This window comes from Variovorax sp. RCC_210, assembly GCF_041355175.1.
Classification (GTDB): domain Bacteria; phylum Pseudomonadota; class Gammaproteobacteria; order Burkholderiales; family Burkholderiaceae_C; genus Variovorax.
This window is the reverse complement of record NZ_JBFUPJ010000005.1, coordinates 22,398-40,613: the sequence shown is the minus strand read 5'-3', so window position 1 is coordinate 40,613 and position 18,216 is coordinate 22,398. Positions and strand designations below refer to the sequence as shown.

At 70.0% G+C, this 18,216-nt stretch carries 16 protein-coding genes and 1 pseudogene; 8 read left to right on the top strand and 9 right to left on the bottom strand.

Annotation, left to right across the window (positions count from 1 at the left end):
- Positions 1 to 146 precede the first annotated feature (146 nt).
- A complete protein-coding gene (locus AB6807_RS16790) occupies positions 147 to 1,028 on the bottom strand; it encodes a LysR family transcriptional regulator (protein WP_371085459.1) in 882 nt (293 codons plus the stop codon).
- A 133-nt stretch (positions 1,029 to 1,161) separates the two neighbouring features.
- Here AB6807_RS16790 and AB6807_RS16785 point away from each other — a divergent pair, with 133 nt between their 5' ends.
- Both AB6807_RS16785 and AB6807_RS16780 read left to right on the top strand, forming a co-directional pair.
- Positions 1,162 to 2,163, top strand: a complete 1,002-nt coding sequence (locus AB6807_RS16785; protein WP_371085458.1) for a DMT family transporter — start codon at positions 1,162 to 1,164, stop codon at positions 2,161 to 2,163.
- Positions 2,160 to 3,311 carry an NADH:flavin oxidoreductase/NADH oxidase gene (locus tag AB6807_RS16780; protein ID WP_371085456.1) on the top strand — a complete coding sequence of 384 codons (1,152 nt, stop codon included), beginning with the start codon at positions 2,160 to 2,162 and terminating at the stop codon, positions 3,309 to 3,311. The genes AB6807_RS16785 and AB6807_RS16780 overlap by 4 nt, the downstream gene beginning before the upstream one ends.
- A 55-nt stretch (positions 3,312 to 3,366) precedes the next feature.
- Here the strand turns inward: AB6807_RS16780 and AB6807_RS16775 are convergent, their stop codons facing one another.
- The 3 genes from AB6807_RS16775 to AB6807_RS16765 all read right to left on the bottom strand — a co-directional run bounded on the left by AB6807_RS16775 (position 3,367) and on the right by AB6807_RS16765 (position 5,669).
- Positions 3,367 to 3,924 carry an N-acetyltransferase family protein gene (locus AB6807_RS16775; RefSeq protein WP_371085455.1) on the bottom strand — a complete coding sequence of 186 codons (558 nt, stop codon included), beginning with the start codon at positions 3,922 to 3,924 and terminating at the stop codon, positions 3,367 to 3,369.
- Positions 3,925 to 3,926: 2 nt separating this feature from the next.
- Complete coding sequence (locus AB6807_RS16770; protein WP_116912339.1) at positions 3,927 to 4,529, bottom strand: XRE family transcriptional regulator; 603 nt, start codon at positions 4,527 to 4,529, stop codon at positions 3,927 to 3,929.
- 78 nt (positions 4,530 to 4,607) lie between these two features.
- Positions 4,608 to 5,669 (bottom strand): hypothetical protein, encoded by a 1,062-nt coding sequence (locus tag AB6807_RS16765; RefSeq protein ID WP_371085454.1) that lies wholly within the window; start codon positions 5,667 to 5,669, stop codon positions 4,608 to 4,610.
- 156 nt (positions 5,670 to 5,825) lie between these two features.
- Between AB6807_RS16765 and putA the strand changes: the two genes are divergently transcribed.
- Positions 5,826 to 9,620: a trifunctional transcriptional regulator/proline dehydrogenase/L-glutamate gamma-semialdehyde dehydrogenase gene (gene putA / locus AB6807_RS16760; RefSeq protein WP_371085453.1), complete on the top strand. Its 3,795-nt coding sequence runs from the start codon at positions 5,826 to 5,828 to the stop codon at positions 9,618 to 9,620.
- Positions 9,621 to 9,656: 36 nt separating this feature from the next.
- Here putA and AB6807_RS16755 read toward each other — a convergent pair whose 3' ends face one another.
- The gene (locus tag AB6807_RS16755) at positions 9,657 to 10,049 is read right to left on the bottom strand and encodes a carboxymuconolactone decarboxylase family protein (RefSeq protein ID WP_371085452.1); all 393 of its coding nucleotides are present in this window, start codon (positions 10,047 to 10,049) and stop codon (positions 9,657 to 9,659) included.
- A gap of 666 nt (positions 10,050 to 10,715) precedes the next feature.
- Here AB6807_RS16755 and AB6807_RS16750 point away from each other — a divergent pair.
- Together AB6807_RS16750 and AB6807_RS16745 are read left to right on the top strand one after the other, a co-directional pair.
- A complete protein-coding gene (locus AB6807_RS16750; protein ID WP_371085451.1) occupies positions 10,716 to 11,246 on the top strand; it encodes a LysR substrate-binding domain-containing protein in 531 nt (176 codons plus the stop codon).
- Positions 11,222 to 11,362 (top strand): annotated as a pseudogene (locus AB6807_RS16745) (LysR family transcriptional regulator); the annotation flags it as partial. The gene AB6807_RS16750 and the pseudogene AB6807_RS16745, both read left to right, overlap by 25 nt.
- Before the next feature lie 135 nt (positions 11,363 to 11,497).
- Here the strand turns inward: AB6807_RS16745 and glmS are convergent.
- Complete coding sequence (gene glmS, locus AB6807_RS16740) at positions 11,498 to 13,387, bottom strand: glutamine--fructose-6-phosphate transaminase (isomerizing) (RefSeq protein ID WP_116914192.1); 1,890 nt, start codon at positions 13,385 to 13,387, stop codon at positions 11,498 to 11,500.
- A gap of 149 nt (positions 13,388 to 13,536) precedes the next feature.
- Between glmS and AB6807_RS16735 the strand changes: the two genes are divergently transcribed.
- A complete protein-coding gene (locus AB6807_RS16735) occupies positions 13,537 to 14,019 on the top strand; it encodes an Lrp/AsnC family transcriptional regulator (RefSeq protein WP_116914191.1) in 483 nt (160 codons plus the stop codon).
- A 24-nt stretch (positions 14,020 to 14,043) separates the two neighbouring features.
- Here AB6807_RS16735 and glmU read toward each other — a convergent pair whose 3' ends face one another.
- Entirely contained in the window at positions 14,044 to 15,489 is a 1,446-nt protein-coding gene (gene glmU, locus AB6807_RS16730) for a bifunctional UDP-N-acetylglucosamine diphosphorylase/glucosamine-1-phosphate N-acetyltransferase GlmU (protein WP_371085450.1), read from the bottom strand.
- On the opposite strand from glmU, the gene AB6807_RS16725 reads away from it, so the two are divergent.
- Complete coding sequence (locus tag AB6807_RS16725; RefSeq protein ID WP_371085449.1) at positions 15,488 to 16,375, top strand: DUF6279 family lipoprotein; 888 nt, start codon at positions 15,488 to 15,490, stop codon at positions 16,373 to 16,375. The genes glmU and AB6807_RS16725 overlap by 2 nt on opposite strands.
- Positions 16,376 to 16,417: 42 nt before the next feature.
- On the opposite strand, the gene AB6807_RS16720 is transcribed toward AB6807_RS16725, so the two are convergent.
- Positions 16,418 to 17,188 carry a Crp/Fnr family transcriptional regulator gene (locus AB6807_RS16720; protein WP_371085448.1) on the bottom strand — a complete coding sequence of 257 codons (771 nt, stop codon included), beginning with the start codon at positions 17,186 to 17,188 and terminating at the stop codon, positions 16,418 to 16,420.
- Positions 17,189 to 17,279: 91 nt separating this feature from the next.
- Between AB6807_RS16720 and AB6807_RS16715 the strand changes: the two genes are divergently transcribed.
- Complete coding sequence (locus AB6807_RS16715) at positions 17,280 to 17,699, top strand: BLUF domain-containing protein (RefSeq protein ID WP_371085447.1); 420 nt, start codon at positions 17,280 to 17,282, stop codon at positions 17,697 to 17,699.
- A gap of 86 nt (positions 17,700 to 17,785) precedes the next feature.
- Here the strand turns inward: AB6807_RS16715 and AB6807_RS16710 are convergent, their stop codons facing one another.
- Positions 17,786 to 18,103: a DUF2917 domain-containing protein gene (locus tag AB6807_RS16710; RefSeq protein WP_116914188.1), complete on the bottom strand. Its 318-nt coding sequence runs from the start codon at positions 18,101 to 18,103 to the stop codon at positions 17,786 to 17,788.
- Between the last annotated feature and the right edge of the window lie 113 nt (positions 18,104 to 18,216).

Below are 18,216 nucleotides of genomic sequence, written 5' to 3'. Positions count from 1 at the left end.
ACCCCGGAAACCCAGGGTTCGCGGGGCTCGGGGCTCGATGTCCGTGATCTGCAACGGGTGTCTTGCGGTGGCTGGACGAGTCAGGACCGGGTCAGTTTTTTGGTTCTTTGTCGAGGCTGCTGTTCGGGGCGTGTGAACAGGCCGCCCTACGCCCAAGCCTCCATCACGGCACTGCGCACAGCCTCCACCGCCACAGGCCGGGCCCGGCCTTCAGCAGGCGCGACCCAGCACAGCCACGTGTGCGAGCGCCAACCCTTCCAGATGACCAGCTCCCCATTGCGCTCGCCCTGCTCCGCGTAGTCGCTGCGCAGCAGGCCCGCGCCCATGCCGCTGGCGACCATGCTTCGGATGGCGCTCTCGCCGTCGGCCGTGCGGCCGGGGCGGTACTCGCGGCCCGCGCCGGCGAACAGTTTTTCCAGGTGCACGCGCAGGATGCACGAAGGCGGCGTACCCACCCACGGCATGTCGGTGATCTGCGCGAGCGACAGCTCGGGCTGCGCATCGGCCACCGCCTGCGGCACGGTCACCACCAGGTCGACCGCGCCCAGGCGCACCACCTCCAGCCCCTCGATCTGCGGGCTGTCGCTGAGCACGTAGGCGCAATCGAGCTCGCCGCGCTGCACGCCCGCGAGCGTCTCGTACGACAGCCCCTGCTTCAGCTGCAGCGTCACCTGCGGATGGCGTTCGGCCAGCTTCACCAGCACCTCGCCCAGGCGCAGCGCCACCGGGTCGACCACCGTGCCGAAACGCACCACGCCCTGCGCCGCGCCGCGCAGCTGCTCGGCCGCCGAGCGCATGCGCATCGCCGAGGCCAGGGTGCGCTCGGCCTCTTCCAGCAGGCTCACGCCGGCCTCGGTGGGCGACATGCCGCGCGGGGTGCGCTCGAACAGCTTCACGCCCAGCTCGTCTTCCAGCGCCTTGAGCTGCGCGCTGACCGCGGGCGCGCTGGTGAACACGCGCTCCGCCGCGCGCGTGAGGCTGCCTTCGCGGGCGATGGCGACAAAGGTCTTGAGTTGGTAGAGCTCCATGGGGCGGATTGTGAGCGCCCTGGCCCGTTCGGTCTGTTCGCTTTTTTGGAGGCCCCCGTCCAAAGATGCGAATGGCATTCGGGGGCTTGCGCGCCGATTCTTGGGGCATCGAATCACCGCAAGAGGTTTCCCAATGTCAGCCATTTCAGCTGTATCCCATCGCCAACGCCTGCTCGGCATCGCCGCGCTGCTGCTCGCCACCTCCGGGTGGGGTGGCATGTTTTTGGTCAGCAAGGGCGTGCTGCACCACGTCGAGCCGGCGTGGTTCACGCTCATTCGCTACAGCATGTCCGCCGTGCTGTTCGCGCTGCTCATTGTTCCGCGCGGCGCCGCGCCCTGGCGCAAGCTGCGCCAGCATGCCGGGCCGCTGGCGCTGCGCGGGTTCGCGGGCTTCGGCATCTTCAGCATCATGCTGCTGGCCGGGCTGGCGCACTCGGTGCCCTCGCACGGCGCGGTCATCATGGCCACCACGCCCATGACCACGCAGCTGCTGCGCTGGGCGCTCGACGGCGTGCGGCCGACGCGCGCCACGCTGCTGGTCACGGCCCTGTCGCTGCTGGGCGTGGCGATCGTGTCGGGGCTGCTGTTCGGCACGGCGCAGGCCGGCGAGTCGACGCTGGTGGGGGATGCGGTGGCCTTCGTCGGCACGCTGGGCTGGGTCTGGTACACGCGCGGCACCACGAAGTTTCCCGAGCTCGACGTGATCGAGTACACCGCGCTCACGGTGCTGGCCTCGTGGCCGCTGCTGCTGGCCGTGGCGGTGGCCGGCACGCTGCTGGGCTGGACGCACGCGCCCAGCATGGAGGGCCTGCGCCTGTCGTGGCAGGCGCTGCTGTACGTGGGGCTGGTGTCTTCGGCCATCGCGGTGCTGGCTTTCAACTTCGGGGTGCGCACGCTGGGCGCCGTCACGGGCACGGCCTTCATCAACTTCGTGCCGGTGTCGGCGCTGCTGATGAGCGCGGCCATGGGCCGGCTGCCCACGGTGAACGAGGCGGTGGGCATGGCGATGGTGGTGGGCGCGCTGCTCGTTCATACCGCCCTGAGCCGCAAGGCTTCCGCGCCGGCGCCGGCACGGATCGCGCCCAACCCGCAGAATTCGCGCAACTACAGCACCTGCACAGCCGCATCGTCATGAGCAACAACGACACCACCCCCCAGCCCGGTTCCAGGCCCCTGCTTTTCGAGCCGCTGGTGCTCGGCAACCTGCAGGCCGACAACCGCATCGTCATCGCGCCGATGTGCCAGTACTCCGCCACCGACGGCACGCCGGGCGACTGGCACATGATCCACCTCGGTTCGCTGGCGCTCTCGGGCGCGGGGCTGCTGATCATCGAGGCGACGGCGGTGGAGGCCGAAGGGCGCATCTCGCCCGGCGACCTGGGCCTGTATTCCGACGAGAACGAGCAGGGCCTGGCGCGCGTGCTGCACGCCATGCGCGCGCACTCGCCCATCAAGATCGCCATGCAGCTGGGCCACGCGGGGCGCAAGGCTTCCAGCCGCGCGCCGTGGGACGGCGGCAAGCAGATTCCGTTGACCGAGGCGGGCAGCTGGCAGTCGTTCGCGCCCTCCGCCGTGCCGCACGCGCCCGGCGAAGACCCGCCCACCGCGCTCGACGCGGCCGGCCTCGCCCGCGTGCGCGACGCCTTCGTGGCGGCCGCCAGGCGCGCGCAGCGGCTGGGCCTGGACGGCCTGGAGATCCATGCGGCGCACGGCTACCTGCTGCACCAGTTCCTCTCGCCCATCGCCAACAAGCGCACCGACGACTACGGCGGCAGCCTGGAAAACCGCATGCGCTTTCCGCTGGAGGTGTTCGACGCGGTGCGCGCGGTGTTCCCGGCCGACAAGCCGGTGTGGGTGCGCGTGTCGGCCAGCGACTGGGTGCCGGGCGGCTGGGACCTCGACGGCACGGTGGCTTTCGGGCTGGCGCTCAAGGCGCGCGGCTGCGCGGCCATTCATGTGTCCAGCGGCGGCGTGTCGCCGCAGCAGGCCATTCCGCTGGGCGCTGGCTACCAGGTGCCGTTCGCCGAACGCGTGAAGGCCGAGGTGGGGCTGCCGACCATCGCAGTCGGGCTCATCACCGAGGCCGCGCATGCCGAAGCCATTCTTGCCGACGGCCAGGCCGACGCGGTGTCGCTGGCCCGCGCGATGCTGTACGACCCGCGCTGGCCGTGGCACGCCGCGGCCGAACTGGGCGCGCACGTGACGGCCCCGCCGCAGTACTGGCGCTCGCAGCCGCGCGAGTTCAAGGACCTGTTCACGCACGCGAGCTTCGGGGCGCGCTGACCCGCAACGCACGGCTCGGCCGCCCGGTGGCCCCACGGCCCGGCCGCTCGACAGTTCAGCCGGCCACGGCCAGCTCGCGATAGAAGTAGGTGGTGGCGCAGGGCGCGCCTTCGGGCAGCAGCGCGAAGCCCGGCACGGTGCCCACGCGCGTCCACCCGCTGCGCTCGTAGAGCCGCTCGGCCTCCGCGCTGGAGGTGTCGAGCACCAGCAGCGTCTTGCCATGCTCGCGCGCGGCCGCCTCGGCCGCCTGCATCAGCAGCGCGCCGATGCCCTGGCGCCGCGCGCGGCGGTGCACCAGCATCTTGGACAGGTCGGCGCGGCGCGGCTGGTTCTCGGGTTGCGCGAGCACCAGCTGCACGGTGCCGACGATGCCTTCGTCGTCTTCCGCCACCAGCAGCGCGCGCTCGCCGCGCGCCACGCCCGCGGCCACCTGGCGCCAGAACGCGAGCGCGCGCTCCGGCGCCAGCGGCAGCATGAAGCTCACCGAGGCGCCGCCTTCGACGCAGTCCTGGAGCACATCGGCCAGGCCTTGCAGCTGCGCGTCGGTGATGTCGTGGAGCACACGAATGGAGGGGATGGAAGGAATGGCGGAGGTCCGGGCGGTTGTCGTCATGGTCATCTCGCTGAAGAAGAAAGCCCGGTCGCGATCACGACGGCGTAGCGCGTGGTCTTGCGGGTGGGGTTGTGGTAGCTCATGGGGCGGTCCAGCACCATCGCCAGGCAGTCGCCGGTCTCCAGGTGGTGGTGCTCGTCGCCCAAGGTGATGTCGATGACGCCGTCGAGCACCCACACCTGCTGGTGCACCACGGGCTCGCGCGCGGCGCTTTCGTAGGCCACGCGGGCCTTGGGCGGAAACAGCACCTCGACCACCTGGATCGGCGACGGAAACCCGCCCGGCGACACGTTGCGCCGCACGTAGCCCGAATGCGGGTCGCGCCACTGCGGCTGGTCGGCCGCGCGGGCGACCGGCTCGGGCTCGGCCACGGGGGCCGGCGCATCGAACAGCGAGGCCAGCGACACGCCCAGGCCGGTGGCGAGCTTTTCGAGCAGCACGGCGGTGGGGCTGCTCTCGCCGCGCTCGATCAGCGAGATCATCGAGCGGCTCACGCCGCAGTGCGTGGCCAGCGCGTCGAGTGACAGGCCGCGCGTGGCGCGCAGTTCGCGCACGCGCTGGGCGATGCGATCGTTCAGGGAAGGGGCTGCTTCTGTTTCCGTCATATTGGATGAAATATCCAATAAAACAGAAACAAGGTCAACCCCTTCGACCTTGGATCAACTCATCCACCAACCCATCGATCAGCGCCCGAGCAGTGCCGCGCGCGCCGCCTCCGACGGAAACACGCACGCCACGTCGTGCGCGCAGCCCGGCACCACCACGACCTCGCGCCGCTTGTCGGGCGCGAGCAGCGTGCGGTCGTACTGCGCGTAGGCCAGGCCGCGCTGCATGCGGTACGGGCCCTGCGCCAGGGCCGCGCACGACTTGTCGAGGATGCCGTAGTACGTGCCCTTGGCATCGCTGCTGTCGAGCGCGCCCTCCAGGTAGCTGATGTCGGCGGCGGCGTAGCGATGGCGCGCCTGCGCGGCGGTGCGCCCCAGGCTGGCCGGCAGGCCGTCGGTGCCGTACTTCCAGCGGTTCACGCCCGGGCACGCGCCGTCGGCCGCGGGCTGCGGGCGCCAGGCGTCGAAGTAGAGCCAGGTGCCGGGGTCGGCCACCACGTAGCGCACCGCGACGGAGGCCGCACCGGCATGTTCTTGGTCCGCGAAGCCGATGTAGTGCTGCACCATCTGCGCCCCCGCGGAGAAGCCCGCGATGGTCACCGTGCGCAGGCTGGGCCATCGCCGCGCGAGCTCGGCCACCAGCGCGTCCATGGCCGCGAACGAGGTGATGCGCGCGCCGCTCTCCGCGCGGCCGCCTTCGAGCCACGAGCCGCAGGTCCACAGCAGGTCGCCGGCCTGCGCTGCGGGCACGCCCGGCGCGCTGCATTTGGCGGCCTTGTCCGCGGCGACCTGGAACACGGGCGCGACGACCAGCGTGTCGGCAAGCGCGTCGGCATTGCGCACGGCCAGCAGCGCGGCGTTGAAGGTCTTGTCGGCATCGCGCGGATGGCCGTGCATGGCGATGAGCGCTTTCGTCGGCGCCGATGCGGCGGCTGGTGTACCTGCCGACGCATCCCCCGGGCCCAGCGACGCGTAGTAGTTCAGCGTGCCCTCGGCGCCGGGCGGCTGGAAGGCGCGGTAGCAGCCGGGGCCTGCGGCCGTCGTGCAACCGGCAGGCTGGGCGGCGGCATTCGCCGCCCACAACACCGTCATCGCCGCCAGCGCCACGGACGCGGCCGCCAGGCATTGCCATCTGTTCATGGGGTGACTCCCTTGCAGTCCCGCTCGCGCGGTGGAAGCTGGATTCTCCCGCGCCTTGCGCACTGGTTTTTTATCCTGTGATGAGCCGATTCTTCGAACACATATTCATCGACAGGCGCCGGATCATTCAGCATCTCACCAGCATCGACCCCGTTCATGAACACATCCAGCGCCGCCCCCCTGCCCTCTTCTTCCGCCGGGTTCACGGCTTTCGCCGATGGCCTGGCCGAGCCATCGGCATTGCGCGCGGCAGTCACCGCTGCGTACCGGCGCCCCGAGCCCGAGGCGCTGCCTCCGCTGCTCGAAGAGGCCCGCCTGCCCACCGACCAGGCCAGCCAGGCGCACGCCCTCGCCCACCGCATCGCGCAGCAACTGCGCCACCGCAAGAACGCGAGCGGCCGCGCCGGCCTCGTGCAGGGGCTGCTGCAGGAGTACGCGCTGTCGTCGCAAGAAGGCGTGGCGCTCATGTGCCTGGCCGAGGCGCTGCTGCGCATACCCGATGCCGACACGCGCAACGCGCTCATCCGCGACAAGATCGCGCACGGCCAGTGGCAGCAGCACGCGGGGCGCAGCCCCTCGGTGTTCGTCAACGCCGCCACCTGGGGCCTGCTGCTGACCGGCAAGCTGGTGGCCACGCACAGCGAAACGGGCCTGTCGAGCGTGCTCACGCGGCTCATCGGCAAGGGCGGCGAGCCGCTGATCCGCAAGGGCGTGGACATGGCGATGCGCATGATGGGCGAGCAGTTCGTCACCGGAGAAACCATCGCGCAGGCGCTGATGCATGCGCGTGAACTCGAGGCGCAGGGCTTTCGCTATTCGTACGACATGCTGGGCGAAGCGGCGCTCTCGGCCGACGACGCACAGCGCTACCGCGCGGCGTACGAAGACGCCATCCACGCCATCGGCAAGGCATCGGCCGGGCGCGGCGTGTACGAGGGGCCGGGCATTTCCATCAAGCTCTCGGCGCTGCACCCGCGCTACAGCCGCGCGCAGCACGCGCGCGTGATGGCCGAGCTGTACCCGGTGCTGCGCGGGCTCACGCTGCTGGCGCGGCAGTACGACATCGGCCTGAACATCGACGCGGAAGAAGCCGACCGGCTCGAACTTTCGCTGGACCTGCTGGAGCGCCTGTGCTTCGAGCCCGCGCTGGCGGGCTGGAACGGCATCGGCTTCGTCATTCAGGCGTACCAGAAGCGCTGCGCGCAGGTGATCGACTTCGTGGTCGACCTGGCGCGGCGCAGCGAACACCGGCTGATGGTACGGCTGGTGAAGGGCGCCTACTGGGACAGCGAGATCAAGCGCGCGCAAATCGACGGGCTCGACGGCTACCCCGTGTACACGCGCAAGGCCTACACCGACGTGTCGTACCTGGCCTGCGCGCGCCGGCTGCTCGCCGCGCCCGCGCAGGTGTACCCGCAGTTCGCCACGCACAACGCGCACACGCTGGCCGCCATCCACACCCTGGCCGACCCTTCGCGCTACACGCCCGGGCAGTACGAGTTCCAGTGCCTGCACGGCATGGGCGAGCCGCTGTACGAGCAGGTGGTGGGGCCGCTGGGCAGGCCGTGCCGCATCTACGCGCCCGTGGGCACGCACGAGACGCTGCTGGCCTACCTGGTGCGCCGGTTGCTCGAGAACGGCGCCAACACCTCGTTCGTGAACCGCATCGCCGACCCGGGCATTTCGCTCGACGTGCTGGTGGAAGACCCGGTCGCCACCGTGGAGCGCATGGGCGCGCAGGAAGGCACCGTGGGCCTGCCGCACCCGGCCATCGCGCTGCCCACGGCGCTGTACGGCGCGCAGCGTGCCAACTCGCGCGGGCTCGACCTGGCCAACGACGACAGCCTGCGTGCGCTGGGCCACGCGTTGCAGGACAGTGCGCATGCCGAGTGGCATGCATCGCCCCTGCTCGCCGAGGCAGACATCAGCTCGCACAGCGCATTCGACAGCGTTGACGTGCTGAACCCCGCCGACCATCGCGACGTGGTGGGCCGCGTGCGCGAGGCGACGCTGGCCGACGTCGAACAGGCCGTCGCGCAGGCACAAGCCATCGCCGCCCCCTGGGCCGCCACGCCGCCCGCCGAGCGCGCCGCCCTGCTCGAACGCGCGGCCGAACTTCTGGAGGAACGCATGCCGCGCCTGCTCGGCCTGCTGGCGCGCGAAGCCGGAAAAACCTGCGCCAACGCCATCGCCGAAGTGCGCGAGGCGGTGGACTTCCTGCGCTTCTACGCGGCGCAGGCGCGCGACGATTTCTCCAACGACACGCACCGCGCGCTCGGGCCGATGGTGTGCATCAGCCCGTGGAACTTTCCGCTCGCGATCTTCATGGGCCAGGTGGCCGCCGCGCTGGCCGCCGGCAACCCGGTGCTGGCCAAGCCCGCCGAGCAGACGCCGCTGGTGGCCGCCGAGGCGGTGCGCGTGCTTTGGCAGGCCGGCGTGCCGCGTGCCGCCGTGCAACTGCTGCCTGGCCAGGGCGAGACCGTGGGCGCCGCGCTGGTGGCCGATGCGCGCGTGCAGGGCGTGATGTTCACCGGCTCGACAGAGGTGGCGCGGCTGCTGCAGCACACGCTCGCGCAGCGCCTGGGCGCGCACGGTGCGCCGGTGCCGCTCATCGCGGAAACCGGCGGGCAGAACGCGATGATCGTGGACTCTTCCGCGCTGGTGGAACAGGTGGTGGCCGACGTGATGGCCTCCGCCTTCGACAGCGCGGGCCAGCGCTGCTCGGCGCTGCGCGTGCTGTGCGTGCAGGAGGAAGCGGCCGACCGGCTGGTCCGGATGCTGCAGGGCGCCATGGCCGAGGCCTGCATCGGCAACCCCGCGCGGCTGGCGGTGGACGTGGGGCCGGTCATCGACGCGCAGGCGCGCGACGGCATCGAGCGCCACATCGCCGCGCTGAGCGCCAAGGGCCGCAAGGTCTTCCGCCAGGGCCGCGAGCATGCGAGCGACATGCGCCACGGCACCTTCGTGATGCCCACGCTGATCGAACTCGACGGCATTGCCGAGCTGCAGCGCGAGGTGTTCGGCCCGGTGCTGCACCTGGTGCGCTACCGCCGCCGCGAGCTGGGCGCGCTGGTGGCGCAGATCAACGCCACGGGCTACGGGCTCACGCTGGGCGTGCACACGCGCATCGACGAGACCATCGCGCAGGTGGTGGCGCAGGCGAAGGCGGGCAACGTCTACGTGAACCGCAACATCGTCGGCGCGGTGGTGGGCGTGCAGCCCTTCGGCGGCGAAGGGCTGTCGGGCACGGGGCCGAAGGCGGGCGGGCCGCTGTACATGCTGCGCATGCTGTCGAAGCGGCCGGACGATGCGATGGCGCGTGCCATGGCAGGTGCCGTGGCAGGTGCCGTGTCGAACGAAGCGCCTGCACAGCAAGCCGGCCTCTCGGCGCTGTCGCGCTGGGCCCAGGCCAACGGCCGCACCGCGCTGGCCACGCAATGCGCGCGCTTCGCCGGCGAATCGCGCGCGGGCGTTTCGCGCACGCTGGCCGGCCCGACCGGCGAGCGCAACGTCTACACGCTGGTGCCGCGCGAGGCCGTGCTGTGCCTGGCCCCGGACGACGTGGACAGCGTGGACAACGTGGACGCCACGGACCGGCTGGTGCAGCTGGCGGCCGTGCTGTCGGTGGGCAGCAGCGCCATCTGGCCCGCCGACGCGCGCACGCAGGCGCTCTTGGCCGCGCTGCCGGCCGAGGTGCGCCAGCACGTGGCCATCGCCAACGACTGGACGGCCGCCACGGTGGTGTTCGACGCCGCGCTGCACCACGGCGACGCGCAAGGCCTGTCGGAGGTGATGCGGCGCCTGGCCGCGCGGCCGGGGCCCATCGTCGGGGTGCGCGCCTTCGCACCCGGCGACACCGGCATCCCGCTCGAAAGCCTGGTGGTGGAACGCGCGTTGAGCGTCAACACGGCGGCCGCGGGCGGCAACGCGAGCCTGATGACGATCGGCTGAACACGCTCGACCACCAGGCAACGCCGCCGTGACGCGCTACTTGTCGAACGCCGGGTCGATGGGCACGCGGTAGCCGTTCACCAGCCGGTTGGTTTCGTTGGCCATGCCGACCACGCCCATCAGCTCGGCGAACATGGCCGGCGTCATGCCGGCCTTCTCGGCGCCCGCGTGGTGGCTGGCGATGCAGTAGCCGCAGCCGTTGGTGACGCTCACCGCGAGGTAGACCATTTCCTTCACCACCGGGTCGAGCGCGCCGGGCGCCATCACTTCCTTCAGGCTGGCCCAGGTGCGCTTGAGCGTGGCCGGGTCGTTGGCCAGGTACTTCCAGAAGTTGTTGACGTCGGGCACGTTGCGCGAGGTCTTGATGTCGTCGAAGACGGCCTTGACCTCGTCGGAAGCGTCGGCGTAGTCGATGGGTTGGGGTTTCATTGAGGGTCTCCTGAGGGGCTGCGTGTTGCCGTGAATGTTCGATGCATCGCCGAAGCGCGGGCGGCAGCCATCGTCGCAGGTTTGGGCTGAACGGGCCCCGGGCGCCCGTTGTCCGCGGGTGGGGTCGACACCCTGTTTCCGGCACGATAGAAATTGAATCGCCGATAGATTCCGAAGGCCCGCGACCCCCTCCCCATTGGCGGCGACGCCGGCTTCATTTCTATCGTTGCAACGCACTTTCGCGCGGCCTATGGTGGCCACCATCGGCGACGCGGTTCCCAGGCAGCGCCAGCGGTTTGATCGACCCCCCATGCGCCATCGGCTGCATCCAGGCAGGTTCGCGCCGCGGCAAGACCCGCAGTGCACGAGCTTGCGAACGTCGGGCGAGCGTGCCGTCGCCACGCTCGCCCTCACCTCCTGCGCACTCTTGTCCCCGGCGGTCGCGGGCGCCTCATTGAACGACGTGGACCAGGCGGCGCCCAGCGTCCATCGCATCAAGCTCTTCGTCGACCCGGCGGCGGTCGGCGATATGGGCACCGCCGAGGGCGGCCGGCGCCTGGCGCAGTACACCGCCGACGTGAACACGGTGTTCCGCCGCGAGACGGTCCGGCGCTTCGTGTTCGATCCGGCCACCGACCTGCAAAGGAGCTCGAGGCGCGGCTGCATGTGCGCCTGCTGGTCCGCACCACGCGCCAGGTGCGCACCACCGTCGACGGACAAGGCTTGCTACGAACGCTGCCGCCACCTGCTGCGCGAGCTCGAGGACGCAGAGTCGTCGCTGGCCGAGCTGTCCGTCAACCCGCGCGGGCGGCTGCGCATCGACATCCACGGCGCGCCGGCAACGAGCTGGGGCTGCCGCGCATCGGCGAGTTCCATGCGCGCTACCCGCACATCGAGCTGGCCGTCGGCAGCGGCGACCGGCTGGTCGACCTCGTGCGCGAGGGTGTGGACTGCGTGGTGCGCGCGGGCAAGCCGAAAGACTCTTCACTCGTCACGCGGCGGCTGGCGCTCATTCCCCAGGTGACGGTGGCGAGCCCCGCGTACCTCGCCGCGAACGGCACCCCGTTGCAGCCGGCGGACCTGGCCCGGCACTGGGCGGTCAATTTCTTCTCGGCATCGCGCACGGACTTCTTTCCGTTCGACTTCGAAGTCGAAGCCGTGCGGAGACGCACATGCTGCGCAGCTGGATCAGCGTGAACAGCGCCGACAGCTACAAGACCTGCGCGGAGCAGGGGTGCGGAATCATCCAGGTGCCGCGCTTCCATGTCGAGCGGCAGCTGCGCGCGGGAACGCTGGTGGAGATCCTCGCCCACACGCCCTGCCCGCCGATGGTGTATTCGGTGCTCTATCCGCACCACCGGCCTGTCACCGCAGGTGCGTGTGTTCATCGACTGGGTGACCCAGCTCAACGACGAGTGTTTCGGCCCGCATTGAGCGAGCCGCCACCCTCACTCCACCGTCACGCTCTTCGCCAGGTTGCGCGGCTTGTCCACATCGGTTCCGCGCGCGCACGCCGTGTGGTACGCCAGCAGCTGCAGCGGCACCACGTGCAGGATGGGCGACAGCGCGCCGTAGTGCTCGGGCATGCGGATCACGTGCAGGCCTTCGCCGCTCTTGATCTGGGTGTCGCCGTCGGCCAGCACGTAGAGCACGCCGCCGCGCGCGCGCACTTCCTGCAGGTTGCTCTTGAGCTTTTCGAGCAGCGTGTCGTTGGGGGCCACGGCCACCACCGGCATTTCGCTGGTCACCAGCGCGAGCGGGCCGTGCTTGAGCTCGCCGGCGGCGTAGGCCTCGGCGTGGATGTAGGTCACTTCCTTGAGCTTGAGCGCGCCTTCCAGCGCGATCGGGTAGTGCAGCCCGCGGCCCAGGAACAGGGCGTTGTCCTTGCGCGCGAAGTCTTCGGCCCAGCCGATGATCTGCGGCTCTAGCGCCAGCACCGACTGCAGCGCGACGGGCAGGTGGCGCATCTCCTTCAGGTAGCGCGCCTCGTCCTCGTCGCTCAGGCGGCCCTTGGCCTGCGCGAGCGCCAGCGTGAGCAGGAACAGGCCCGCCAGCTGCGTGGTGAAGGCCTTGGTCGACGCCACGCCGATCTCCACGCCCGCGCGCGTGATGTACGCCAGCTTGCACTCGCGTACCATCGCGCTGGTGGCCACGTTGCAGATGGTCAGCGTCTGTTCCATGCCGAGCGAGCGCGCGTGCTTCAGCGCGGCCAGCGTGTCGGCCGTTTCGCCCGACTGGCTGATGGTGACGACCAGCGTCCGCGGGTCGGGCACGGAGTCGCGGTAGCGGTACTCGCTGGCGATCTCGACCTGCGTGGAAATCTTCGCGATGCCCTCGAGCCAGTACTTGGCCGCGCAGCCGCTGTAGTAGCTGGTGCCGCAGGCGAGGATGAGGACCTTGTCGATCTCCTGGAACACGCGGTGCGCGCTGGCCCCGGTGCCGCCGTTTTGCCCGATGCCGTCGAACAGCTCGGGCACGATGCCTTCCACGCCCTCGAGGGTGTCGCCGATGGCGCGCGGCTGCTCGAAGATTTCCTTCTGCATGTAGTGACGGTACGGGCCCAGCTCGGCCGCGCCGCTGTGCGCGTGCACGGTGCGCACCGGGCGCTGCTCGGCGGACAGGGGCTTGTGGTTCTTGTCGACGATCCAGTACTTGCCCGGCTGCAGGTCGACCACGTCGCCCTCTTCGAGGTACACGATCTGGTCGGTCACGCCGGCCAGGGCCATGGCGTCGCTGGCCAGGAAGTTCTCGGTGCCGTCCTTGCCCGCGCCCAGGATCAGCGGCGAGCCGGCCCGCGCACCGACCACGCGCTGCGGCTCGTCGCGGCAGATCACGGCAATGGCGTAGGCGCCGTGCAGCTGCAGCACGGCGGCCTTCACGGCCTCGAACAGGTCGCCGTCGTAGAGGCTGTCGACCAGGTGGGCGATGACCTCGGTGTCGGTCTGGCTCTCGAACACGTAGCCCTTGGCCTCGAGCGCGGCGCGCAGGGGTTCGTGGTTTTCGATGATGCCGTTGTGCACGAGCGCGATGCGCCCGGGCCGCGCGCCCTGCGCGCCGGCACCAGGGCCGTGGCTGAAGTGCGGGTGCGCGTTGTGCACCACCGGCGCGCCGTGCGTGGCCCAGCGCGTGTGGGCGATGCCGGTGAGGCCTTCGACCTTGTCGTCGTGCACCTGCGTCATCAGGTCCGCCACGCGCGAGGTGGTGCGCGCGCGCGTCAGCCCGCCCGCGTGCACCGCCACGCCGCACGAGTCATAGCCGCGGTATTCGAGCCGCTGGAGGCCCTGGACCAGGACCGGAACGATGTTGCGATGGGACGCTGCCCCGACGATGCCGCACATGGTGAGCTGCCTTTGATGAAGAAGAGGATGGAGGGAAGGCCTCATGGTAGGGAGACGTGGAAGAAATATGTTTTCCAATTTCTTATGATTTCGGACTTTTATTTCTTCATATCAACTGTTTGGATTTTTATTCCATAATTTCAACCAATATGGAATCAATATCGCTGGATTCAACCGATCTTCGCCTGCTAGACGCCTTGCAGCGCGACGCCTCGCACACCAACCAGCGCCTGGCCGCCGACATCGGCATCTCGCCTCCCACCTGCCTGCGCCGTGTGCAGCGGCTGCGCGAGGTCGGCCTGATCGAGCGGCAGGTGGCGTTGCTGTCCCCCGACCGGCTCGCAGCAGTGCTTGGCCATGGCCTTCAGGCGGTGGTGGAGGTTTCGCTGGACCGGCAGGACGCCGGCTCGCTTGACGCCTTCGAGGCGCGCGTGATTGAGGACGACGCGGTGCAGCAGTGCTGGCGCGTCTCACCGGGTCCGGACTTCGTGCTGGTGGTCGCCGCGCGCGACATGCCGGACTACGGCGCCCTCACGCAGCGGCTGTTCACCGCCGATGCGAACGTGCGCAACGTGAAGGCTTTCTTCAGCCTGAAGCGCGCGAAGTTCGAGCCCAGGATTCCGTTGGGCTGAAGCCTGTACGGCCCCGAACGGGATTCAAGCCTTGGGCGCCTTCTGAGGCCGCTTCCAGTTGGCGAAGCTCACCTGCTTGCCCCGCGCCACCGTCAGCGCGCCCGGCTCCGTCGACTTGTTGAGCGTCGACCCGCCGCCGATGGTGCCACCCGCCCCGATGGTGATCGGCGCCACCAGCACGCAATTGCTGCCCACGTGCACGTCGTCGCCGATCACGGTGCGGTGCTTGTTGGCGCCGTCGTAGTTGGCCGTGATGCTGCCCGCGCCGTAGTTCACCCGCTCGCCGACCGTCGCGTCGCCCAGGTAGGCCAGGTGGTTGGCCTTGGCGCCCGCGGCCAGCGTCGAGTTCTTCACCTCGACGAAATTGCCGATGTGCACCTCCGCCCCCAGTTGCGCCCCCGGGCGCAGCCGCGCGAATGGGCCCACCAGCGCCCCCGCGCCCACGCGCACCCCGGCCTTCTCGCCGTCGATGTGCGTGAACGGGTGAATCACCGCGCCCGCCTCGATGCGCGCGTTGGCAATCACGCAGTTCGCGCCGATGCGCACGCCCTCGCCCAGCCATACCTCGCCTTCGAACACGCAGTTGACGTCGATTTCCACGTCCGCCTCGCATTCCAGCGTGCCCCGCAGGTCGAAGCGCGCCGGGTCGGCCAGGCGCACGCCCTGCGTCATCAGCGCGTCGGCCTGGCGCAGCTGCCAGGCCCGCTCCAGCGCCGCCAGCTGCGCCGGGCTGTTGATGCCGGCCACCTGCAGCGCATCGGTGGTGATGTGCGCCACCACCGGCACGCCGTCGGCCGCCGCGAACTTCACCACGTCCGTGAGGTAGTACTCGCCCTGCGCGTTCTGGTTGTCCAGCCGCGCCAGCCAGCCCTTGAGCAGGCGCGCCGGCACCGCCATCACGCCGCTGTAGATCTCCTGAACCGCGCGCTGCGCCTCGCTGGCGTCCTTGTGTTCGACGATGGCGGTCACCTCGCCGCCCGCGCTCGAGCGGATCACGCGGCCGTAGCCGCTTGGGTCGTCGAATTCGATGGTCAGCAGCGCCAGGCGCTCGCCGGCGCTGGCCGCGATGAGCGCGCGCAGCGTGTCCTCGCCGATCAGCGGCACGTCGCCCGACAGCACCACCACCGTGCCGTCGTCCGCCAGCAACGGCGCGGCCTGCTGCACGGCGTGGCCGGTGCCCAGCTGCGGCTCCTGGCGCGCAAAGCGCTGCGTGGCGCCGGGCGTGGTGGCCGACGACGCGGCCATGGCCGTCATCGCAGCCTCGACCTGCGCCGCGCCGTGCCCCGTGACGAACACCACATTGCGCGCGCCGATGCGCGCGGCCGTGCCGGCCACATGGGCCAGCAGTGCGCGCCCGCCCAATCGATGCAACACTTTGGGCAGCTTGCTCTTCATGCGCGTGCCCTTGCCGGCCGCCATGATGACGACGTCGATCGGCCCCTGGTTGTGTTGTTGCGGAGTCTGGTTCATGCGTTTTTCTTCCCGAATTCGTTGCGCTGCGGTGGCGCGGATTATCGGCGTGCTGTGCCTCGCGGCCGCCCTGGGGGCTTGCAGCGCGATCAAGCTCGCCTACAACAACCTGCCCACGGTGAGCTACTGGTGGCTGGACGGCTACCTCGACTTCGACAGCGAGCAAAGCCCCAAGGTGCGCGACGAACTGGCGCAGCTGCTGGCCTGGCACCGCCAGAACGAGCTGCCCCGCCTGAGCGCGATGCTGCAGGACGCGCAGGCGCTGGCCCCCGCCGAGGTGACGCCCGAGCAGGTCTGCGCCATGGCCGACCGCATCCGCGAGCGCCTGCTGGCAGTGAGCGAGCGCGCCGAGCCCGCCGGCACCGAGCTGGCGCTGAGCCTCACCGACGCGCAGCTGCAGCAGCTGGAGCGCAAGTACGCCAAGAACAACGCCACCTACCGCAAAGACTGGCTGGACCGCACGCCGGCGCAGGTGCAGGAAAAGCGCTACGACCAGTTCCTGGACCGCGCGGAAGATTTCTACGGGCGGCTGAGCACGGAACAGCGCGATCTGCTGAAGCAGCAGGTCGCGCAGTCGGTGTTCGATCCGCGGCTGGCCGACGCCGAGCGCCGCAAGCGCCAGCAAGAGGCGCTGGTGCTGCTGCGCGGCTTCGTCGCCGGCAAGCCTTCGCCGGCCGAGGCGCGCGCCGCGCTGCACGGGTACATCCAGCGCATCGCCGAGCCGCCGCCCGGCCCCTGGCACGACCAGCAGCAGGCGCTTTTGCAGGAAGGATGCCGCAACACGGCCGCGCTGCACAACAACACCACCGCGAGCCAGCGCGCCCAGGCGGTGCGCCGGTTGCAGGCCTACCAGGACGACCTGCGGCAGCTGGTGGCCGCGCGCTGAGTTGTTCCGGGCAGCGAGCCGAAGGCACTCAGACCGACGGCACTAGATCAACGGCGTGGGGCGCATCGGGCGCTCGAAGTAGTCGCCCAGCGTTTCCAGCGCATGCGGCTCCAGGATGCGCAGCCAGCCGGCGTCGATCTTGTAGAGCCCCAGGCGCTGCAGGCGCCGCAAGGTCTTGTTGGTGTGCACCAGCGACAGCCCCAGCGCGTCGGCGATGTGCTGCTGGTTGAACGGAAATTCCACCCAGCCGTCACGCACCAGGCCCACGCGCTCGGCGCGGCGGTACAGGTGCATCAGCAGCATGGCCACGCGCTCGCTGGCGTTGCGCCGGCCGGCGGTGACGAGGTTGTCGTCGACCATCTTCTCCTCGCGCGCGGCCAGCCAGGTGATGTCGTAGCCCAGCTTGGGCTGGGCATGGAACAGGCCCCAGAGCCGGTCGCGCGAAAAGGCGCACAGCGTGACGTCGGTGACCGCCTCCACGCCGTGGCTCTGCCCGTCCGCGAATTCGTCTTGCAGGCCGATGAAGTCGCCGGGCAGCAGAAAGCTCAGTATTTGCCGGCGGCCGTCGCTCAGCGTCTTGTAGCGAAAAGCCCAGCCCGAGTAGAGGGTGAAAAGCTGCGGGCTGCGGCGATGCTCCTCGATGACCGCGCCACCCGGGGCGATGCGCCGGGCACCGACGCGAAACGACTGGATGGTCTTGAGTTCTTCCTCGGAAGCCGGAAGAAAAGCCTCCAGCCTGCGCAGCGCGCAGTCGTCACACGGGTTGACGCCTTGGGGGGGAGGCGCGGCGGCGGGGTAGTCCTCGAATTTCACGCTTCACTATAGGCGCTCGGGCTGTGTCTTTTGACATTTCGCGACGTCCGGTGGGTACCTACACTGCGCTCGCCCTTCGCTTCCACGCCCCATGACAGACGCAAGACCAGACGCCAGACAGCCGCTTTTCGAAGTCCTTTACTGCAGCACGCTCGCGCCCGACCTGCCCCCGACCACCGTGGGTTCGATCACTTCAAGGGCCCGCGCACGCAACCTGGAACGCGGCATCACCGGCCTGCTGGTGTTCGACGGCCAGCGCTTCTGCCAGCACCTGGAAGGTCCGCGCGACGCGGTCGACGAACTGATGTCGCGGATCGAGAAAGACCCGCGCCACACGGACATCCGCGTGGTTCACGCCGCGCCGCTCGCGGTGCGCCGCTACACGGGCTTCGGCATGGGCCTGGCCGAAAGCGAGGGGCCCGACCTGATGGCGGGGGTGCATGTGCTGAATGGGGAGGTGGCGCTGCGGCACTTTCTGGCGCTGCTGCCGAGTTTCGACATCAACGGCTGAAGCCCGGCCAAGGTCCGGGGTCGAAAGAAGCTTCAAAAAGAAAAAGGCGGCCGAGGCCGCCTTTCGAGCTCCTGGAGGCCGAACAATCAGGCGTTGTCCCAGCTATAGGTCGCGCCGTAGCCGTCCCACGCCTCCATCACGATGCGCTGGCCCGCGGCCACCGTCAGCGATTCGCCCGGGGCGAGCACCAGGTCTTCGCTGGGGCTGGCGAGGGTGGCGTCGGGCGTGATCCACACCCGGCCCTGCTTCACCCGCAACACGCTGGCCGTGCGCGCCTTCAGGCTCATTGCCTCGCCTGGGGCGATTTGCCAGGCACCGCGGCGAACGGCCGGCGGAACGGCGGCGGTGGTGCGGGTGGCGGACAGGGGCGAGAGCGATTCGGTGGTGCAGACGGCGGTGGACATGTTGAAACTCCTTGGGGCTTCCGAGGCGCCGGCCGGTCAGACAGAGAGGGGCAATGGCGCAGTTCGGAAGTGAATGATCGTTTCCGGCGCGCGAATGGTCCAATGAAAACGAG

What these genes read in the sequence shown, in the direction of transcription:
- AB6807_RS16790 (WP_371085459.1), bottom strand. Translation starts at nt 1,028, where the DNA reads ATGGAGCTCTACCAACTCAAGACCTTTGTCGCCATCGCCCGCGAAGGC.
- AB6807_RS16785 (WP_371085458.1), top strand. Translation starts at nt 1,162, where the DNA reads ATGTCAGCCATTTCAGCTGTATCCCATCGCCAACGCCTGCTCGGCATC.
- AB6807_RS16780 (WP_371085456.1), top strand. Translation starts at nt 2,160, where the DNA reads ATGAGCAACAACGACACCACCCCCCAGCCCGGTTCCAGGCCCCTGCTT.
- AB6807_RS16775 (WP_371085455.1), bottom strand. Translation starts at nt 3,924, where the DNA reads ATGACGACAACCGCCCGGACCTCCGCCATTCCTTCCATCCCCTCCATT.
- AB6807_RS16770 (WP_116912339.1), bottom strand. Translation starts at nt 4,529, where the DNA reads ATGACGGAAACAGAAGCAGCCCCTTCCCTGAACGATCGCATCGCCCAG.
- AB6807_RS16765 (WP_371085454.1), bottom strand. Translation starts at nt 5,669, where the DNA reads ATGAACAGATGGCAATGCCTGGCGGCCGCGTCCGTGGCGCTGGCGGCG.
- putA (WP_371085453.1), top strand. Translation starts at nt 5,826, where the DNA reads ATGAACACATCCAGCGCCGCCCCCCTGCCCTCTTCTTCCGCCGGGTTC.
- AB6807_RS16755 (WP_371085452.1), bottom strand. Translation starts at nt 10,049, where the DNA reads ATGAAACCCCAACCCATCGACTACGCCGACGCTTCCGACGAGGTCAAG.
- glmS (WP_116914192.1), bottom strand. Translation starts at nt 13,387, where the DNA reads ATGTGCGGCATCGTCGGGGCAGCGTCCCATCGCAACATCGTTCCGGTC.
- AB6807_RS16735 (WP_116914191.1), top strand. Translation starts at nt 13,537, where the DNA reads ATGGAATCAATATCGCTGGATTCAACCGATCTTCGCCTGCTAGACGCC.
- AB6807_RS16725 (WP_371085449.1), top strand. Translation starts at nt 15,488, where the DNA reads ATGCGTTTTTCTTCCCGAATTCGTTGCGCTGCGGTGGCGCGGATTATC.
- glmU (WP_371085450.1), bottom strand. Translation starts at nt 15,489, where the DNA reads ATGAACCAGACTCCGCAACAACACAACCAGGGGCCGATCGACGTCGTC.
- AB6807_RS16715 (WP_371085447.1), top strand. Translation starts at nt 17,280, where the DNA reads ATGACAGACGCAAGACCAGACGCCAGACAGCCGCTTTTCGAAGTCCTT.
- AB6807_RS16710 (WP_116914188.1), bottom strand. Translation starts at nt 18,103, where the DNA reads ATGTCCACCGCCGTCTGCACCACCGAATCGCTCTCGCCCCTGTCCGCC.